The organism is Intestinimonas sp. MSJ-38 (assembly GCF_018917925.1).
Lineage (GTDB): Bacteria > Bacillota > Clostridia > Oscillospirales > Butyricicoccaceae > Pseudobutyricicoccus.
Map to the genome: position 1 here is coordinate 77612 of NZ_JAHLPO010000008.1, position 18007 is coordinate 95618.

General features: G+C 58.0%; 14 protein-coding genes. 8 read left to right on the forward strand and 6 right to left on the reverse strand.

Annotation, left to right across the window (positions count from 1 at the left end; translation table 11 throughout):
- Window positions 1-8 precede the first annotated feature (8 nt).
- Genes KQI26_RS06850 through KQI26_RS06880 form a run of 7 tightly spaced genes read left to right on the forward strand, consistent with a single transcriptional unit; the run spans window position 9 to window position 10728 of the window.
- On the forward strand, window positions 9-1142 hold the full coding sequence (locus tag KQI26_RS06850; protein ID WP_216503841.1) for an ABC transporter substrate-binding protein: 1134 nt from the start codon (window positions 9-11) through the stop codon (window positions 1140-1142).
- A 5-nt stretch (window positions 1143-1147) separates the two neighbouring features.
- Complete coding sequence (locus tag KQI26_RS06855; RefSeq protein WP_216503842.1) at window positions 1148-2029, forward strand: biotin/lipoyl-binding protein; 882 nt, start codon at window positions 1148-1150, stop codon at window positions 2027-2029.
- A 13-nt stretch (window positions 2030-2042) separates the two neighbouring features.
- A complete protein-coding gene (locus KQI26_RS06860; RefSeq protein ID WP_216503843.1) occupies window positions 2043-4178 on the forward strand; it encodes a cysteine peptidase family C39 domain-containing protein in 2136 nt (711 codons plus the stop codon).
- The gene (locus KQI26_RS06865; protein ID WP_216503844.1) at window positions 4156-5835 is read left to right on the forward strand and encodes an ABC transporter ATP-binding protein/permease; all 1680 of its coding nucleotides are present in this window, start codon (window positions 4156-4158) and stop codon (window positions 5833-5835) included. The genes KQI26_RS06860 and KQI26_RS06865 overlap by 23 nt, the downstream gene beginning before the upstream one ends.
- A gap of 14 nt (window positions 5836-5849) precedes the next feature.
- Window positions 5850-6833 carry a phosphatidylglycerol lysyltransferase domain-containing protein gene (locus tag KQI26_RS06870; protein ID WP_216503845.1) on the forward strand — a complete coding sequence of 328 codons (984 nt, stop codon included), beginning with the start codon at window positions 5850-5852 and terminating at the stop codon, window positions 6831-6833.
- Between the two features lie 24 nt (window positions 6834-6857).
- On the forward strand, window positions 6858-9878 hold the full coding sequence (locus KQI26_RS06875) for an MFS transporter (protein ID WP_216503846.1): 3021 nt from the start codon (window positions 6858-6860) through the stop codon (window positions 9876-9878).
- A complete protein-coding gene (locus tag KQI26_RS06880) occupies window positions 9871-10728 on the forward strand; it encodes a GNAT family N-acetyltransferase (RefSeq protein WP_216503847.1) in 858 nt (285 codons plus the stop codon). The genes KQI26_RS06875 and KQI26_RS06880 overlap by 8 nt, the downstream gene beginning before the upstream one ends.
- A 42-nt stretch (window positions 10729-10770) precedes the next feature.
- On the opposite strand, the gene KQI26_RS06885 is transcribed toward KQI26_RS06880, so the two are convergent.
- From KQI26_RS06885 to KQI26_RS06905, 5 genes are all read right to left on the reverse strand, one after another.
- A complete protein-coding gene (locus tag KQI26_RS06885) occupies window positions 10771-11568 on the reverse strand; it encodes an N-acetyltransferase (RefSeq protein ID WP_216503848.1) in 798 nt (265 codons plus the stop codon).
- A gap of 3 nt (window positions 11569-11571) precedes the next feature.
- A complete protein-coding gene (locus KQI26_RS06890; protein ID WP_216503849.1) occupies window positions 11572-12333 on the reverse strand; it encodes a TSUP family transporter in 762 nt (253 codons plus the stop codon).
- 125 nt (window positions 12334-12458) lie between these two features.
- Window positions 12459-12731, reverse strand: a complete 273-nt coding sequence (locus tag KQI26_RS06895; protein WP_216503850.1) for a DUF3343 domain-containing protein — start codon at window positions 12729-12731, stop codon at window positions 12459-12461.
- A complete protein-coding gene (gene yedF, locus KQI26_RS06900; protein WP_216503851.1) occupies window positions 12731-13312 on the reverse strand; it encodes a sulfurtransferase-like selenium metabolism protein YedF in 582 nt (193 codons plus the stop codon). Before yedF ends, KQI26_RS06895 begins: the two co-directional genes overlap by 1 nt.
- A gap of 154 nt (window positions 13313-13466) precedes the next feature.
- Window positions 13467-13826 (reverse strand): hypothetical protein, encoded by a 360-nt coding sequence (locus KQI26_RS06905; RefSeq protein ID WP_216503852.1) that lies wholly within the window; start codon window positions 13824-13826, stop codon window positions 13467-13469.
- 222 nt (window positions 13827-14048) lie between these two features.
- On the opposite strand from KQI26_RS06905, the gene KQI26_RS06910 reads away from it, so the two are divergent.
- Window positions 14049-16685: a transglycosylase domain-containing protein gene (locus KQI26_RS06910; RefSeq protein ID WP_216503853.1), complete on the forward strand. Its 2637-nt coding sequence runs from the start codon at window positions 14049-14051 to the stop codon at window positions 16683-16685.
- Window positions 16686-16744: 59 nt separating this feature from the next.
- Here the strand turns inward: KQI26_RS06910 and hemL are convergent, their stop codons facing one another.
- Window positions 16745-18007 carry a glutamate-1-semialdehyde 2,1-aminomutase gene (hemL, locus tag KQI26_RS06915; RefSeq protein WP_216503854.1) on the reverse strand — a complete coding sequence of 421 codons (1263 nt, stop codon included), beginning with the start codon at window positions 18005-18007 and terminating at the stop codon, window positions 16745-16747.

The window sequence follows — 18007 nt, forward strand, 5'->3', positions numbered from 1 at the left end:
GTGAAGAAATGAAACGGTTTTTGGCACTGATACTGTGCGCTCTGACCCTTATGGGGGTGACGGGGTGCGGCAGCTCCGAGGCCGCCACAGACGGCGGAGACAAAAACATCAAGATCGCCATTTTGGACACCGAAGTGGTATTTGAGGCGGATGACAGCTATATCAACGGCATTACCATGGCCATTGAGGATCTCAATGAGCTTTATGGAGACGAAGGCTACACCATCAGCTATGAGTTTTACGAGGATGGTTCGGTGTTCCAGACGGGCATGGAGGCCTTGAACCAGATCAGCGCCGATTCGTCCATTACGGCGGTGGTGGGCACTTCCTCGTTGAATATCCTGGATGTGGCCGCCGATGTGCTGGACAGCGCCGGAAAGCTGCTGGTCACCTATTACAGCGCCCCTGACAGTCTGTTTGAAAACGGCTACACTTCGGTGTTCCGCAACTGTTTCGGAGAAAGCGACCTGGGGGAGGCCATTGCCTCCTATGCTGCTGAGCAGGAGGATATCCGCTGGGTGGCCGTCTATCACAGCGACACCAGCTATGAACGGAACATGGTGCGGGGATTTCTCCGGGGCTTGGAGGGCACCAACACCCAGGTGGTGGATGTGGCCATCACCACCCCTGTGGAGGACGAACTGACCGCCATGGTGGAAAAGTGGCAGGCCCTGGGGGTGGACACGGTGTTTGTCAGCCAGTATATCGGTGAAGATGCCTTTGAGATCCTCCGCCGGGTGCGGCATATGAATCCCGACATCAATATACTGGGTGACTTTTCCTTTGACTACACCGACTTTCTGCTGACCGATGCCGATGTGAGCGACGATATCTACATCGCCACGCCCATTCCCTTGGAGCCCAGTGAAAAGGTGGACGATTTTCACACCCGTTACCGGGAAAAGTACGGCACTGAGCCCACACAATGGGCCATTCAGCTGTATGATTCGGTGCGCATGATCGGGGATACCGCTGTGCGGATCGGCAGCACCGATCCGGAGGATATTGCTCAGGCCTTGCGCAATGATGGCTATGAAGGCATCGGCGGCACCATCACCTTTGATGATCAGGGACGGCTCACCGGCCGTACGCCCCGGATCATGGTGTCCAAAGACGGTATGTTCAGTTATATAGAGGAGTGAGCGCCATGGATCGTCAGCAAATTTTCATCCGTTCTCCCCGCCGGGAAGACCGTGCTCCGGCGGCAGGCCGTTTTTCCGTGGCGCCGCCGGCGGCTTTTCTGGCAGGGCTTTGCCTGCTCATCGCCGCAGTGGGTGCGGTGGTCTGGTGCTTTTTTGGTACGGTCACCCGTAGCGTTGAGGTCACCGGCATCGTTTTTCCCCATTATGGCATCAAACAGGTGAACAGTCAGGTTTCCGGTATTGTGTCCTATCTCCAGGTGGAAGTGGGAGAAGAGGTGAAGGCCGGAGACCTGATTGCCATCATCCCCCAGCAGGAACTGCTGGAGCGGATAGAGCAGGCCCGTCAGCAGGGGGATCAGGCCCGGCTGGACACTTTGTATGAAGAATATCAGACGGCTTCCATGATCTATACCCCGGTGTCCGGCCGGGTGGTGGATCTGGTGCAGGAGGGAAGCGCTGTGGAGGCGGGAGACCTGATCGTGGGGGTCACCAATGCCGATTCCACCACCAATGAAACCGAGATCCGGGCGTATGTTCCCTCCACCGTGGCCCAGTCCATTCAGAAGGGCATGGAAGTGCGGGTCTACCCCAACACTTCGGATACCGAAAGCTATGGCTATGTCCAGGGCATGGTGAGCAATATCTACGATTACCCCATCACCGAAACCGATATCAGCCAGACCCTGGGCCGGTTTTACACCAGCCAGATCATTCCCCAGAATGAGAACATTGTGGAAGTGCGCATCACGCTGGTAGGCGGGACCGAAGGCAGCACAGGAGCCTGGGCCCGGGCCGAAGGCGGCAGCATTGCCATCGACACGGGGATGCTCTGCGAGATGGATGTGGTGGTGGAAGAGATGACCCCCTGGCAGTTCCTCAGATCCTGAGAAGGAAGGTGATGTGGTGAAAAACAGCCGGCTGATGGGGCAGGAGGAGCTGGTGCTCCAGACCTCCCCAGAGGAAAACGGAAAAGCGGCCCTGGCCATGATCCTGGCCTGCTTTGGGAAAACAGTCACCATGGAGGAGCTGGGTGGCCCCATCCACAACGCTGCGGAATTGGTGTCCGCCGCTCAGGAGCAGGGCCTGGCGGCCCGGGGATTGCGCATGACGGTGGAGGAGGTGGAAAAAGCTCCTCTGCCCCTTATTGCCCATTGGCGTTTCCGCGCCTTTGTGGTGGTGACCAAAGTGAAAGGGAACAGGGTGTGGATCTCCAGCCCGGAGGAGGGCTTCCTCACCCTGTCCCGGAAGGAATTTCAGCAGGGCTTCACCGGTGTGGCCCTGTGTTTTGCTCTGCCTGGGGAAGGAACGCCGGAATCCTCTGGCGGCGACAGCGACGGGGAAAAAGACAAAAAGCCCTCAGCTGTTCAGAGGCCTGCCCGGAAAAAGGCAGAAAAAGAGGAAGGCGGCCTTAAAGGGATGCTGCCTCCGGCGGCATGGGCGCTGCTGGGAGTGATTCAGTTGTTTATCGCCGCAGGGTATGGTCTGCTGGCGATTTTGTGCCGTCGTCTGGCTATGGGCCTTTCTGCGCCTCAGCAGGTTCACGGAGTGGGATTGTGCCTGTTCATCGCAGGGCTGCTGCTGGCGCTGGGCGGAGCGGAGATCTTCCAGACCTGGCTTGTTCATCGGGGCCAGGAGAAAAAGAGACGGGAGAGCCGCCTGATTCTGGAGGAGAAGATGGAAGAAATCGACCCGGCCCGTTTGCGTCCGGTGCATCCCTTCCGGCTGCTCCAAGGGGTGCGGGGGTATGAAGGCATTCCCCAGGCACAGGCCCGGCAGATTCTGGCCTGGACACGGCTGTTGGCTGGTGGTTTTTGTCTTCTGTGGATGGCCGTACAGGATGCGGGCGCTTTTGGAGCGGCCGTTGTGGTGACGGCGGTGTATAGTGATGTGTGCGTGGCCTGCGTACGCAGCGCCTATGGGGAAATACAGAAAAGCTGTCTCTACGGATTTGCCGTTCAGGCATTGGCCCAGGAAGATCTGTCCCATCTGGAGGAAGCCAAGCTGCGGGGAGAAAATATCTCCCTGGGCCACCGGTGGCTGAGCCGGGCGGCGGCTTCTCCCGCTCTTAAAATGAGCGTGATCAAGGGAGAAGGATGGTATTTCAGTGCGGCTTTGCTGCTGCTGTTCGTTTTTGGGGCCAGCCTTGTGGGAATGCTCATGGGGCACAGTGACACAGCCGATCTGCTGGGGTGCATGGTCATGGCGGCCGGAGCAGCCAATGCCATGGGCGCTTTGCCCGAGCTCCTGTCGGCCCGGATGGAGGAAAAAGCCGCCGGGGAGGCCATTCATTTGGCTTTTCCGCGGGAAAATCCCCTGGAAGGGGCCTATCAGGACCGGCGGGCCCAGTCTCTCACCTTGCAGAATGTTGCGGTGCAGCCGGAGGGCTGGGATACACCGGTGCGGGGAGTGACCTTCACGCTCCGCCGGGGAGAGGCCCTGGGCGTACTGGCCCAGGAACCGGTGGGCCAGGCTCTGGCCCGGGTGATGGCCGGACTGGGGTCTCCCGTGCAGGGAGAGGTGTACCTGGACAGCCGGGACATGGCCAAGGAAAACAGCCAGGATGTGTTTCAGAATGTGATGATGCTGGGGGAAAGTTTGCCCTTTCCCCAGGGAACCGTGCGGGAAAATATTGCAGCACAAAAAGAAGATGTGTCCGACCAGGCGGTGGCAGAAGCGGCTTCCCAGGCCTTGCTCCATGAGAGCATTCTCCGCCATAAGGACGGGTACGACACGCCGGTGCAGGAGCTGTCCCGGGGAGAGCGGGTGCTGCTGGAGTTTGCGCGGGCTTTTGTGCGGGGCACGCCCTTTTTGATCTGCCCCGGCCTGACCCGTGGGCTTTCCCGGGAGACCGAAGGAGAGCTGCTTTCCAGCCTGCGGCGGCAGGGAATCGGGATTGTGCTGCTGACACAGGACCGGGGGCTGCTGCGTCAATGCGACATCGCCTGCCGCATTGAAAAGGGCCGGATGACCCTGCGGGAGCGGGGAGAATTTGTGGAGGAGGAAGAGGACGCCTATGGAAATGAGCCAAAGGGATGAAAAACGGGTGGCTGTGGAGAATTTTCCCGGCATCTGCCGTTTGCTTGATTATTTCCGTCTGCCGACTCCTAGCCTCTCCCAGGATGCAGAGGATCTGGAACAGGCGGTGGAACAGCTGAACCAGGAGGGAAAGCTGCTGTTTACCCCCACTTTGCTGGAAGGGGACTGGTACCGCACTTCGGTGGGGCCTTTCCTGGTAGAGGATGAAGGGGGAATCAGCCGGGCCGTGCTTCCCGATGGCTGGGGCCGGTATTATTTCAAAGACGAAGCCACCGGGAAGCGGATCTATCTGGGGAAAAAGAACCCGGGAAACTTTCAAAGAGTGTATAGCGCCACGGCGGATTTTCCCAAGGCAAAACTGTCTTTTGCCAGCTTGATTTTTCGGCTGGCCAAGGGCCTCAGCCTGCGGGCCGGGGTGCTTCTGGTGCTGCTGGGATTTTTGGGCGGTGCTTTGTGGGCGCTGTTTGCCTATCTGACCCGCCAGACTTTGTCCAGCGTCATGCTGCTGGCCGATGGAGGCGATCTGGGTGCACTGTGGTTTTTGCTCACAGGGGTGTTTCTCCTTTTGGTGCTGCTGGTGTTCACCACTCGCCGCATCATAGAACGGGCGGCGGACAAAGGCGCCATTCTGGCTTTGCCGGCCCTGCTGCGGCGTCTGTACGAAGGGGACGGCGGCGGAGAAGAGACGGCGGAAAGTCTGGCCCATTTCCGGGACAGTAGCCGTCACCTGATCGGTTGGATCTTCTCCGGAATTTGGAGCCTGTGTGTGCTGGCGTGGGTCCTGCCCTTTTTCCACGGGAAAACACGGGGCTGGAGCCTTCTGACTATGGCGGCACTGTTCCTGGTGGCCATTCTGGTGTTTTTCCTGGCCCGGAATCGGAAAAAGGGAGCCAAGGAAGAGCGGCAGCGGCGGCAATGGGTCCTTCACCGGGCCGATGATCGGCGCTTGGGCGTTTGCCGTCCGTTCCCAGGGGAAAAGAAACCTGTGGAAAAATGGAACCACATCGGCGGATTGTTCTGGATCGCGCTGCTGCTGGCTTTGCCGGTGGTGGCCTGGATGGTATCGGATGGCCGTTCGGCTGGTCGTCTGATGCAAAATCTGTTGCTGTATCTGCCCTTTGCCGCGCTGCCTTTGCAGCAGGTGTTGTCGGCCACGGGAGCCGGACGGGCCGCAGGCGAGCTGCGGTCTCTGCTGCCCCGGGCGAAAAAGAAACCGGGCGGTCAGGCGACACTTCCCTCTCTGGGCAGCGTGATGGAGTGGAAGGATGTAACCTTTTCCTATCCGGATTCGGCGCAGCCGGTGCTGCAGGGAGTTTCTCTGCGGCTGAACCCTGGGGATCGGGTGGGGATCTATGGCGGTACCGGTGCGGGAAAAACCACCTTCTGCCGTCTGGCCGCCGGATTGCAGCGGCCCACCGGTGGCAATATCTACTATGGCGGCGTAGAACTGGGACGATATAACGGCGCTGCGCTGCGCAGCCGGGTGGCCTGGGAAACAGGCCGGGACATTGTGCTGGGAAGCACTCTGCCCTCCCAAGCGGATGGCCGCACCTTTGTGGTGCTGTCTCCCCGGATGGAGGATTTGCGGGGATGCCAGCGGATCTATCGGCTGGAAGAAGGCCGGCTCATCCCTGTGGATGAAAAACAAATCGGGTAAGGAGCGAGCATATTTTGGAAACGGCATGGATACTGGACGGCAAAAAACCATGGGAAGAGGAGAAAAACGAAATGTCCCTTCCCCGGAAGGTGAAAGACTTTCTCCAGTGGATGAAAGAAAAGCAGGGCTTCCGTCCTTTTCGGCTGGAAGACCGGGCCATGGTGGACCAGTACAGCAGGGAGAGCGTCTTTTTTGACCTGTCCTTCACCAACTTCTGGGCCTGGGAGGAGGTGTTCCACTATTACTGGAAAATGGTAGGCGACACTCTGGCGGTAGTATACATCACTCTGGAACAGGTGCCTGCCGTTATCTTGATGCCCGGGCCTTCCCGCAGGCTGGAGGCGGCCGTCCATGTGCTGCGTGAGCTGTTCGGGCGATGGGGCTACTCCCTGATCTGCGAATACATCCCCGAGGAATGGCTGCCGCTCTATAAAGGGCTTGGTGTGCCCACAGAAGTATCCACCCATCGGGATTGGAGCGATTATGTGTACGATGTGGCGGACTTCACCCTTCTGGAAGGAGGGGCGAACAAGTCCCGCCGCCGGGAACTGAAACTGGTGGAAGGAATCGACGGTGTCCACTTTGAACCGCTGCGTCAGGAGCTTTTTCATCCAATGCTCCAGGTTTTTGACCGGTGGTGCCAGGATAGAGACTGCAAAAGCTGCTTTTTTGGCTGCGAGCGCCAGGCCTTTGCACGGCTGGAAAACATCTGGGAAGAAGGCCGCTATTATGGCGGACTGGTGTACATAGAAGAGGAACCCATGGCCTTTGCCCTGGGGGAAACTTTGGGGAACTGCGCTTGCTATTCCTTCCAGAAAAATGCCGTCAATCTGCGGGGGCTTACTTATTATATCAGCTATCGCTGTGTCCTTTTGCCCGGCCATCCGCCGCAGCTCAACTGGTGTGAGGACATGGGCCTTGCAGGCCTGCGGGAAAACAAACTTCATTACCGTCCCAGCAGGCTGGTGGATAAATACACCGTGACCATAAGGCCCTGAGAAGGCCGCCGAAGGAGTGAAAATATGAAAGCATTGTGGAAAAAACATCGACTGCTTTTTCTGGGACTGCTGGCCCTTGTGTGCCTGCTGGTGCTGGCGGCGGGGTGGAGCGCGCTCCAGGCCGATCCCCGGACGGATTCGGTCTATATCAGCGATCCTACGGCGGTGTTGTTCGGCCCGGATGGGAAAAAGTATATCATCGCCGAAGGCAGCACCAGTATTCTGGTGCTCAATGAGGAGGACCAGTATCTCCGCACTCTTTCCGGAGGCCAGCAGAGCCAGGGGTTTTACTATGCCCAGAGCCTGGCCGCCGATGAAGAGGGGAACCTGTACATCAGCGACAAGATCCTGGGGGAAAACGGAAAAGACATCCAAAGCGAACGCATCGCCGTTTATGATAAAAACGGGGGCTTTGTGGATTATCTGTATGAACTGCCTCGGGAGAGCACCCAGGGAGACAACCGGGTGCGCATTCAGGACCTGCGGTGGCGGGATGGAAAGCTTTGGTTTGTCCAGATAGAGCAAGGAGGCCTGAGACTGTGCACCTTGGATAAGGACACCGGCGAGCAGACAGAAGCGGGGTTTTATCCCTGTGAAGATGCCTGGCGGAAGGTGATGTATGCCGCCGTTTCCCCGGAGGGAACGGTGTATTTCACCGACAAATACGGTGCTTTGTACCAGGCCTCGGAAGAGGGGAGTCACACCCTTTTGTACGATCCTGTGGCCAGCGGGGAAGAAAGCAGCATCGCATCAAACCTGGTGTGTGCCGCAGACGGCAGCATCTATTTCAACGACCTAGGAAAACGGGAGATCCGCCGTATTACCCCGGAGGGACAAGTGGAGACTGCCGTGGGACAGGGAGAGCCTATGGCGGAAAAGCCGGAGGCTTTCAACAAACTGCCCATCTATTCCTTTGTCACCCTGACGCCGGAAGAAAATCTGGCTGCTATTTATTGCGAGTACTATTTCGATGAGACCATCGATGACTACACCTATGACTATTACATCTATGTGAAGGATGCAGAAGGACAGGTGCTGCTCAACACGGCAGAGGCATCCAAAGCCCTTCCTGTACGACTGTGGGGCTATGCAGCCTGCGGGGCCATTGTGTTGCTGGTGGTGCTGGCCGTTCTATGCCTGGCCTATGTTCTGCGGGCCGGCTGGCTGAGCCGGATCACGCCCAAAAGCCGCATCCATCTGGCGGTTATCGTGGCGGCTGTGCTGGGCGCGGCCGTCACCGCCACAGTGGTGGTGGGGAACCTGAATGACCGTTATATCCAGGAGCGAATCAGCAAGATGACCAACATGGCGGTGCTCATGGCCCGGGATCTGGATGCCGAAGACATTGCCAGCCTGGATTCGCCCCAGACCTATGACTCTCCGGCGTACCAGCGCATCGACGAGTCGGTGCAGGAGATCATGGACAGCGATATCAACGAGGATGGAGCTTACTGCACCCTCTATCGGGAAAAGGATGGAGTGATCTGCATCGTCTATTCCGACGAAGGCCTGAACAATGTGCTCTATCCCATGAGCGGTGTGTTTGAAGGTTCTCACGAAGCGGAGATCTATGAAACAGGCCAGCTGAAGCAGTTCTCGGCTTTTTCCAGTGCCGATGGACACTATGCCTTTACCCTGGCCCCCATCACCGATGAGAACGGCGAAGTGGTGGGACTCATTGAGGTGGGCACCGACCTGTATGCCTTTACCGCCAGCAATCAGGCCCTGATCCGGGAGACTTTGCTCACCGTGCTCATGGTGGTGGTCACCTGTGTGCTGCTCTTTTCCGAAAGCACGGTGTTTTTCTCGGCCCTGCGCCGCAACCGGCAGGAAAAACGGCAGCATCTGCTGCGGGATGTGGGCATTGTACGCCCCATCGCCTTCCTGATCTTCTTTGCAGGAAATATGTCCACCGCCTTTTTGCCGGTGTATGGCATGGGGCTGTGGGATAGCTCCATGGGCATCCAGAAGGTGGTGGCTTCGGCCATCCCCTTGTCGGCCGAAGTTCTGGTCACCGCGATCTTTTCCTTCCTGGGCGGATTTTTGGTGGACAAAATAGGAACAAAGCCCCTGATCGCCGTGGGCAGCGTGCTCTTTATGGGCGGCTTGGGACTGTGCGGCGCCGCTCCTGATCTGCGCTTCCTCATCGGGGCCAGCGTGGTGCTGGGCGTGGGCGAAGGCCTGGTGCTGGTGGCCCTCAACACCTTTATCAGCAACTATGGGGAAGAAGAGCAGCGGAACCGGGGTTTCTCCGGCTATAACGCCGCCTATCTCTCCGGCGTCAACTGCGGTACGGTGGTGGGCTCCCTGGCGGCCGAACAGTTCGGCTACCGGAATGTGTTCTATATCGCCGTGGTGGTTACGGCGGTGGCTCTGCTGCTGGCTATTTTCTGCCTGCACAAGCAGTCCGTGGGCGGCGAGACGGAAGAGGAAGAAAAAGGAATATCCACATGGGCTTTCCTGTTCAAACCCCGGGTGTTCTTCTTCTTCCTGTTCATGCTCACACCCTATCTGATCTGCGCTTCCTTCCTCAGCTATTTCTTCCCCATTTTCGGAGATGAAAACGGGCTCAGTGCCTCCTTTGTGGCCCAGGCCTTCCTGATCTCCGGCGTGGTGGCCATCTACTTGGGACCCACTCTCACAAAGGTCGTCACCGAGAAGCTGGGAGCCCGGGGCGGTTTGATCTTGGCCACCGGGATTTATGTGGCCGCTTTCCTGCTCTTTGCTCTGTATCCCACCGTGGAGTTCTGCTTTGTCATTATCCTCCTTCTGGCGGTGGCCGATAGCTTCGGCCTTTCCATGCAGGCGGTGTATTTCAGCGCCCTGCCGGAGGTGCGGGTTTACGGTTCGGGCAAAGCCATGGGCATCAACAGTGCTGTGGAAAGCATTGCCCAGACGGTGGGCCCCATGATCTTTGCCGCCGTGCTGCTGCTTGGAGTGGAGAAAGGCGTCATGACCCTGGGGTTGGGCGTGGGCGTATTGCTTCTGCTCTTTGTCTTGTTCACTCTGCGGGATCGGAAGAAGGAGAAGCGCCACAATGGATGATCTCCGTTTCCGCCCGGCCCGGGCCGGGGAAGGGCCGCGTCTGCGGCCTTTGTGGCAGGAGTGTTTTGGGGATTCCAAGGACTTTTGGGAGGTCTACGAAACCTTTGCCTTTTCCCCGCAGCAAGTGGAGCTGGGTTTTTGGGAAGAAACACTGTGCGCTATGATGACCCTGCTTCCCGGTACATTGCATACCCAGGCGGGAACGACAAAAAAAGCCGCCTGTATTTACGGCCTGGCCACTCTGCCCCATTATCAGGGGCGGGGGGCGGCCACCGCTTTGCTGAAACGGGCGGTGGAACGGCTGAAAGACGGGGAACTGAACTGCGTGGCCGTGGTGCCGGACACTTCGGAGCTGTACCCCTTTTATGCCAAGGCCTTGGGGGCGGAGACCGCCTTTTATATCCGTTTTGCCGAAAAAGAACGGAAGAGTTTGCCAAAAGCCCATATGTTTCCCCGTCCCATCGGGGCCGATGGCTATGTCGACTTGCGACGAAGGGCCTTGAAAGGCCGGAACTTTATGGAGTGGGGAGGGCGGCTGGTGGAGTTTCAGCGCCAGATCTCCCAAGGAGAGGGCGGGGGATTGTTTTCCTTTCCTCAGGCTCCCCAGTGCTGTGCTGCGGCGGAAATCGACGAAGAAGGCCGGCTGCAGGTGCGGGAGCTGCTGGGACCGGAGGAGGCGCTGGAAGGCTGCCTTGCCGGTCTGATGGATATGTTGGGCTGTCAAAGGGCCCAGGTGCGCCTGCCTCCCTGGAGCCAGGCCCTGGGCGGAGAGAAAGAGCCCTTTGCCATGGTGTCCGGTCGGCCGGTGCCCGCAGGGGAAGAATGGTATCTGGGATTTGATTTTGCGTAATAACAAAGGCCCTGGGCAATGTCCAGGGCCTTTTGCAATATATCAGTTTTTGGGGGGCAGATCCCGCCGGTACAGGCTGCGGCGGGATCGGGTGACAAACCCCTGGCTTTCATAGAGCCGGACGGCTTTTTCGTTCCAATCCAGCACTTCCAGGGTGGGGGTCTGGCCTTGAGCCAAAAGACGATTTACGGCAAAAGCTAGAATGCCTTTCCCCACCCCTTGTCCCTGAAAGGCGGGAGATACCGCCAGATTGTTCAGCAGACCGCTTTCATCCAGGGAGACCGCTCCCATGAGCTGCCGGTTTTTCAGGGAGAGGAAAATATCCCGGCGATGCTGGGCGCAGGAAAACCGGTCTTCCACCGAAGGGAGCATCCGGTGGGGCGGCACATCCATGGCCCGGCGCAGGGGGAGAAAGGCCTGGGCGATCAGATCCTGATAGGCCCGGTACCATGGGTCCTCATAGGGAATGGGGGAAAGAGGCTCAGGCAAAGGCTCCCCTTCGTAAACCATATGCCGGATGGTGAACCAGGGGACAAGTCCCCCTTTTTCGGCAAAAGGATGGGAGCCATAGGGCAGATCGGTGGTGACCAGGCGCAGCCCCAAGCTTCTGGCCTGTTCCAAAGCGGCGGCGATGAGGGGAGCAAAATGTTCCCCTTCCTCACCAAAGAGGCAAAGAGCCGTTCGCTTCTGAAAGGGGACAAAGGGAAAGAGAGCCGCGGCTCGGGGAAGGCCACCCTCCCAGTGAACGATGCCCCGGCAGCGATCCCAAGGGAGCTGCTGGAATAGGCAGGGCAGGGAGGAGAGGGCCTCCGCCTGCTGGGGAGAATAGGAAATGAGCATGGCTTAAAACAGTTCGCTCACCACTTTGATCATCAGCAGCACGATGACCAAAGCAATGATGGGACGGATGAACTTGGCGCCATTTTTGATGGCCAGATGAGCACCCAGGTAATTTCCGGCGATGGTGCAGCAGGCCGCGGGTACGGCCAGCCAGAAAAGCACCTTGCCTCCCAGAAGGTAGGCCACCGCCGAGGCGATGTTGGAAGCCAGGTTGGTCAGCTTGGCATTGCCGGAAGCTGTGACGATGGGAAGCCGCAGCACCATGCAGAATAGGATGATAAGGAAGGTGCCGGTACCAGGGCCGAAGAAGCCGTCATAGGCCCCCAGAAACAGGCCGATGACAAAGGCCTTGGGATAGAGCAGTTTTACCTGGTCGTGTTCGTCCTCGTTTTCCCCGAACTTCCGGTTGATGAGGATAAAGATGCCGGCCACCGGCAGGATCACCATCAGGCACATCCGCAGCACCCGGTCTTCCAGCACCATGGCCAGCTGAGAGCCCATCCAGGCGCCGATCAGGGCGCCCACGGCGCTGTATAAGGCGGTTTTCAAATGCACATTGCCGCTTTTGAAATATTTGAAGGAGGAGACGCAAGTGCCCAGAGCGGCGGAAAACTTGTTGCAGCCATAGGCATTGATCATGGGCAGGCCGGCGAAAACATAGGCGGGGATGGAGATCAGTCCGCCCCCTCCGGCCACCGAATCCACAAATCCGGACAAGAACACCAATGGGCAGACGATGAGCAGTGCGTGCAGACTGAAATCCATAACCAAAATCCTCTCTTTTTCAAATGAAAGCAAACCTCATTTATCATAAATCAAAAATGGCGCCCTGGCAAGGTATCGACGAAAAAAGTCCTTGGGAAGTCTGGCTTCCCAAGGACTTTTTTATGTCAGATCTGAATGGCTTCCACCTGGCGGTGGTTTTTGTCTCCTTTGGCAAAATATAGCTGAAACATCCCTTTTTCCATTCCCAGACTGTTGGCCGCGGCGATGGCCTCCTGCTGGTCCATTGGGGGCAGCATCACCGAGATGCCGCAGCTTTGGGACACTTCCCGCAGAGTGGGGATGACGGTGATGGAATAGCGGGGCCGGAGGATCTTCTGGGCCTCCATGGCCGAATGGGTGTTTTCAAAGGAGATCACATAAAATTCTGTCCGTTCCATCAGACACGCATCATCTTGCCGCAAGCGGTGACGGCTTCCAGAATTTCATACATATTGCTCACTGTGCCGCACTGGAGCTTGTCGGTGATGCCGAAGAAGTTCAGGCAGGTGCCGCAGACCAGCACCCGGGTGCCCTTCTCCATCAGTGTTTTCAGGCTCTCCACGATCTGCTCGTTTTCACAGGGCAGCATGACGCCTTCGTTCATAAAGGCAATGACAGAGGGAGGGGTGTCCATCTGGGTCAGGGTGTAGAAATACATATTGATCAGGTTGCGGCCCAGCTCATTGTCGGCGGAACCGATGCGGTTTTCGGTGCAGAAAATGGACCAGGAACGGTCTTCATAGGCCTCAGCTTTCTGCACATCGGCATTGGGGTCCTTTTTCAGGGTGACGGTATAAACACCGTTGTCCTCCTGGCTCTCATGGGTATAGCCCACACTGGCGGCAAAACGGCTCAGGTTCTGCACGGCGGTGGGGTTGTCCACCAGGGTCTGGATCTCTTCTTCACCGTTCTGCACGGCGGCCTTGGTCATGAGGACGGGCTTGGGGCAGGCTTCGCCCCGGGCATCGACTTTATACATTGGGGAACCCTCCAGTTTCAAAAAAATCCGGACAGGGACAAAGACCCTGTCTCCTGGTTTCATTATAACAGCCGGGTTTTTCCCCGTCAATCAAAGGGAGGGTTCTATCGAAAAGGGCGATAAAAACAGGGGCTTTTATCGAAAAATGCCGGCTTCAGCTGCCGTAGTCCTCCAGCAGCATCTGGAGTTCTTCTTCGTTGCGCAGGCCGATGCCCTCTTTCAGCATTTCCCGGTCCTGCTGGGGAAGAACGGCTGTGTCAAAATCGGTGACATACTGAGGCGTCTGGGCTTCCATAGAAGAATAGACGGCGATTTTTCCCTGATAATCCCGCACCACATATTGATACAGGGCCTTTTCCACCGGCTGTACCTCCACTTTCTGGCTTTGATGGGAGACGGTCTGGAGGGGGGAAGCCTCTTCGGGACGGGAAGAAACGAGGGCGGCCATCCCCATGGCCAGGGAGACCGAGACCAGACCCCCCAGGATAAAAAAACGGCTTTTGGCAGCGGTCATCGTGATTCCACCTTTCCGGTTTGTCTGCTGCTTATTTTTTCCATGAATGGGGGCCTTTATACAAAAGTTTTGGATTTTTTCCCGAATCTATGTTATAATGTAAACCGATTATTGTACTTGGGGCAGGGAACAAATGCCCCTGCGCATTCGTCTCAATCAGAAAGATACCCGGGAAGGCCTCAGGGCCTTTCTCCCACACCCCGGCGAAAGGAGAACGGATCTTTGGATAAGCAACTCACCCCCAATGAAGGCGCACCCCAGGAAAATCAGCGCAAAAAGCGGAAAAAACGGAAAAAGCGCCGTTTGTTCGGCATGCGTCCCATTCCCTTTGTGCTGCTGTCCACGGTGCTCATTGCCATTACCACCGTGGCCATCTGCGGCATGGCCTTCGCCCTGTATGTGAACAAGTATATCAACCCCACCATCGATATCAATCTGGACGATTTCCGGCTGAATTTCACCAGTTTCGTCACCTATATCGACAGTGAGGGCAACGAGCAGGTGCTGGAGGAACTCCACGGCAGCGAAAACCGGATCTGGGCCGATATGGATGAGATATCACCCCAACTCCAGCAGGCCTTCGTGGCCATTGAGGACAACCGCTTTTATGAGCATGGCGGCGTGGACTGGAAACGCTCCATCGGCGCGGCCCTCAACTACATTGTGCCCTTCCGGGACAACTTCGGCGGCGGCTCCACCATCACCCAGCAGCTGATCAAAAACATCACCGGCGACGACGAGACTTCGGTGAAGCGGAAGATCACAGAAATCATGCGGGCTCTGGAGCTGGAGGATAAATACGAAAAGGATGATATCCTGGAGTTTTACCTCAACACCATCTACCTGGGGCAGAACGCCTATGGCGTCAAAGCAGCGGCCCAGACCTATTTTGGCAAGGAGCCCTCCCAGCTGACGCTGGTGGAATGTGCCGCCATTGCGGGCATCACCAAAAACCCCTATAAGTATGACCCGGTGCGCTTTCCCGAATTCAACAAGGAGCGGCGGGACCTGGTGCTGGAGCAGATGTACAAATACGGCTCCATCTCAAAGGCTGAGATGGAAGAGGCCCAGGCCCAGGAGCTGGTGCTCTATGAGCCCACAGAGGAAGAGGAAGACGAGGAAGTCTGGTCCTACTTTGTGGACGAGGTCTTCACTAGTGTGGTGGAGGATCTGATGGAGAAAAAGGGCTACAGCCAGACGGTGGCCCGTCAGATGGTCTACACCGGCGGCTTGCGCATTGTCAGCACCATCGACCCAGCGATCCAGGCCAAGATGGATGCTGTGTTCCAGAATGAGGACAACTTACCCGGCGTGCTGGGCAAGGACGGCACCATGCCTCAATGCGCCATGGTGATCATGGATCAGCACACCGGCGAAGTAAAAGCCCTTTATGGTGGACGAGGCGAGAAGGAGGGTAACCTGGTGCTCAACCGGGCCACCCGAACCACCCGTTCTCCCGGTTCTTCCATCAAACCGGTGAGCGTTTATGCCCCGGCCCTGGAGATGGGGCTCATCACCCCGGCCTCTGTGCTGGACGATGTGCCCCAGGACTTCTCTATCAAGAGTTCCGGCTGGCCCAAAAACTCCACCAACGGCGGCGTATGGCAAGGCCGCATGACGGTGAAAAAGGCCATCGAGGTTTCCAACAACACCATCCCTGTGGATCTGATCCAGCAGATGGGTGCGGATGCTTCCTTTGATTTTGCCACAGAGAAGCTGGGCCTGCCCTTGGAGGAGGGACGCACCGTCACCGATAAAAAGGGCAACACCCGTACCGTGTCCGACAAGGGCCTGGCGCCTCTGGCTCTGGGCGGCCTGACTGACGGCGTTTCCGTGCTGGATATGACCGCCGCCTATGCCGCTTTCGGCAACTATGGCTATTACAACGAGCCCAAGGTCTATACCAAGGTTTATGACTCCCAGGGCAATGTGATTCTGGACAACACCGGCGAGACGGTGGAGGCCATGAGCCAGAAAACCGCCGACTATATGCTGGATCTGCTGGTGAATGTGGTCACCGGTCCGCAGGGCACCGGTGCCCGGGCCAAGATCCAGGGCATCGAAACCGCAGGCAAAACCGGTACCACCGACGATGATTACGACCGTTGGTTTGTGGGCATGACCCCCTATTACACCGCCGCTGTGTGGTTCGGTTACGATACTCCCCAGGCGGTCAAGGGCGTGAAATCCAACCCGGCCCTGGCCATCTGGAAAGATGTGATGGAGGATGTGCACGCCGATCTGCCCAATGCTGAGTTTGACCGGAAGACGGCCATGAAAACGGTGTATGTCTGCGCCGACAGCGGTCTCAAACCCACCGAATATTGCAGCAGCGATATCCGGGGCAGTCGGGTGATTTCGGCCCGTGTGGCGGCAGAGGATGTGCCCACCGCCAGCTGCGATATGCATGTGGCCGCCCAGATCGACAGTCAGACCGGCCAGCTGGCCAATGACTATTGCCCGGTGGCCGATGTGAAGACAGTGGGTATGCTTCGTGTGGACCGCAGCTTCCCTGTTTCCGGCGTGCGGGTTTCGGACGGAGGTTATGTGCTTCCCGGCAGTGATTCCAGCGGCTATCCCGCCGCCAGCGGAGCGGATTCGCCCAATCACACCTGTACTCTGCACAATGCAGAAAATGACGGCAATGCCCCGGTGGAGCCCGATCCCAATGATCCCAACAATCCTACCGATCCCAATGACCCCAATAATCCCACGGACCCGGATGATCCCAACAATCCCACCGATCCGGATGATCCTGATCCGGATGGAGGAGGGGAAACGACACCCGATCCGGAGGAGCCTCCCGATCCCGATGACAATCAGGACCCGGGAACCACGGTGACGCCATCCTCCCCTTAGGGGGATAAAGTGAATAAAAAAAGAGACCCGATCGGGTCTCTTTTTTTATTGTTTTTGCTTTAGCCCTGGAAGGTGCGGGCCGCTGCAATGGCCCGGTCTAGATCTTCCATGGTGTGAGCACCGCTGACAAACATGGCCTCGAACTGAGCCGGAGCCAGGTAGATGCCGTTTTTCAGCATATGGCTGAAGTAGGCGGCATAGCGGTGGGTGTCGCTTGTCTGAGCCGAAGCAAAATCGGTGACAGGGCCTTCGGTAAAGAAGGCGCACACCAGGCTTCCCACCTGATTGACGGCGCATCCGGGCAGGGCCTGACGCAGGCCATCGGCCAGATGAGCGCCCATCTTTTCCAGCCGCTCATAGAGAGACGGATCGCTTTCCAGCTTCCGCAGATTGCAAAGTCCGGCCGCCATGGCCACCGGGTTGCCCGACAGAGTGCCGGCCTGGTAAACACTGCCCAGGGGAGACACCTGGCTCATGATGGCCTTTTTGCCGCCGTAAGCGCCCACCGGCATCCCGGCGCCGATGATCTTGCCATAGGTGACCAGGTCGGCCTGCACACCGTAGTATTCCTGAGCGCCGCCCAGAGCCAGGCGGAAGCCGGTGATCACTTCGTCAAAAATCAGCAGTGCGCCGTTTTCGTCGCACAGCTTCCGCAGTCCCTGGAGAAAGCCGGGAGCAGGGGGCACAACGCCCATGTTGGCGCCCACCGGCTCCACAATGAGGGCGGCGATCTCGCCGGGATTTTCCCGGAACAGCTGCTCCACCGAAGAGAGGTCATTGTACTGGGCCAGCAAGGTATCCTGGGCAGCGCCCCGGGTGACACCGGCGCTGTCCGGTTTGCCGTTGGTCAAAGCGCCGCTGCCGGCCTTCACCAGCATGCTGTCGCTGTGGCCGTGGTAGCAGCCAGCGAACTTGATGAGCTTTTCCCGGCCGGTATAGCCCCGGGCCAGGCGCAGGGCGCTCATTACGGCCTCGGTGCCGCTGTTGACCATGCGCACCATTTCCATTCCCGGCACCAGGCGGCAGATCAGCTGGGCCATCTCCACTTCCCGGCGGGTGGCAGCTCCAAAGCTCAGCCCTTCCTGCACCGCTTCCATGACGGCCTGTTCCACATCCGGGTCCCGGTGGCCCAGGATCATGGGACCCCAGGAGCCCACAAAGTCGATGTAGGTTACATTGTCTTCGTCGGTGATGCGGGCCCCGCGGCCGCTTTTGATAAACCGGGGCGCACCGCCCACGGCGTTGAAGGCCCGCACTGGGCTGTTGACGCCGCCGGGCATCACTTGTTTTGCCTGTTCAAACAGTTCTTCCGATCGTCCCAT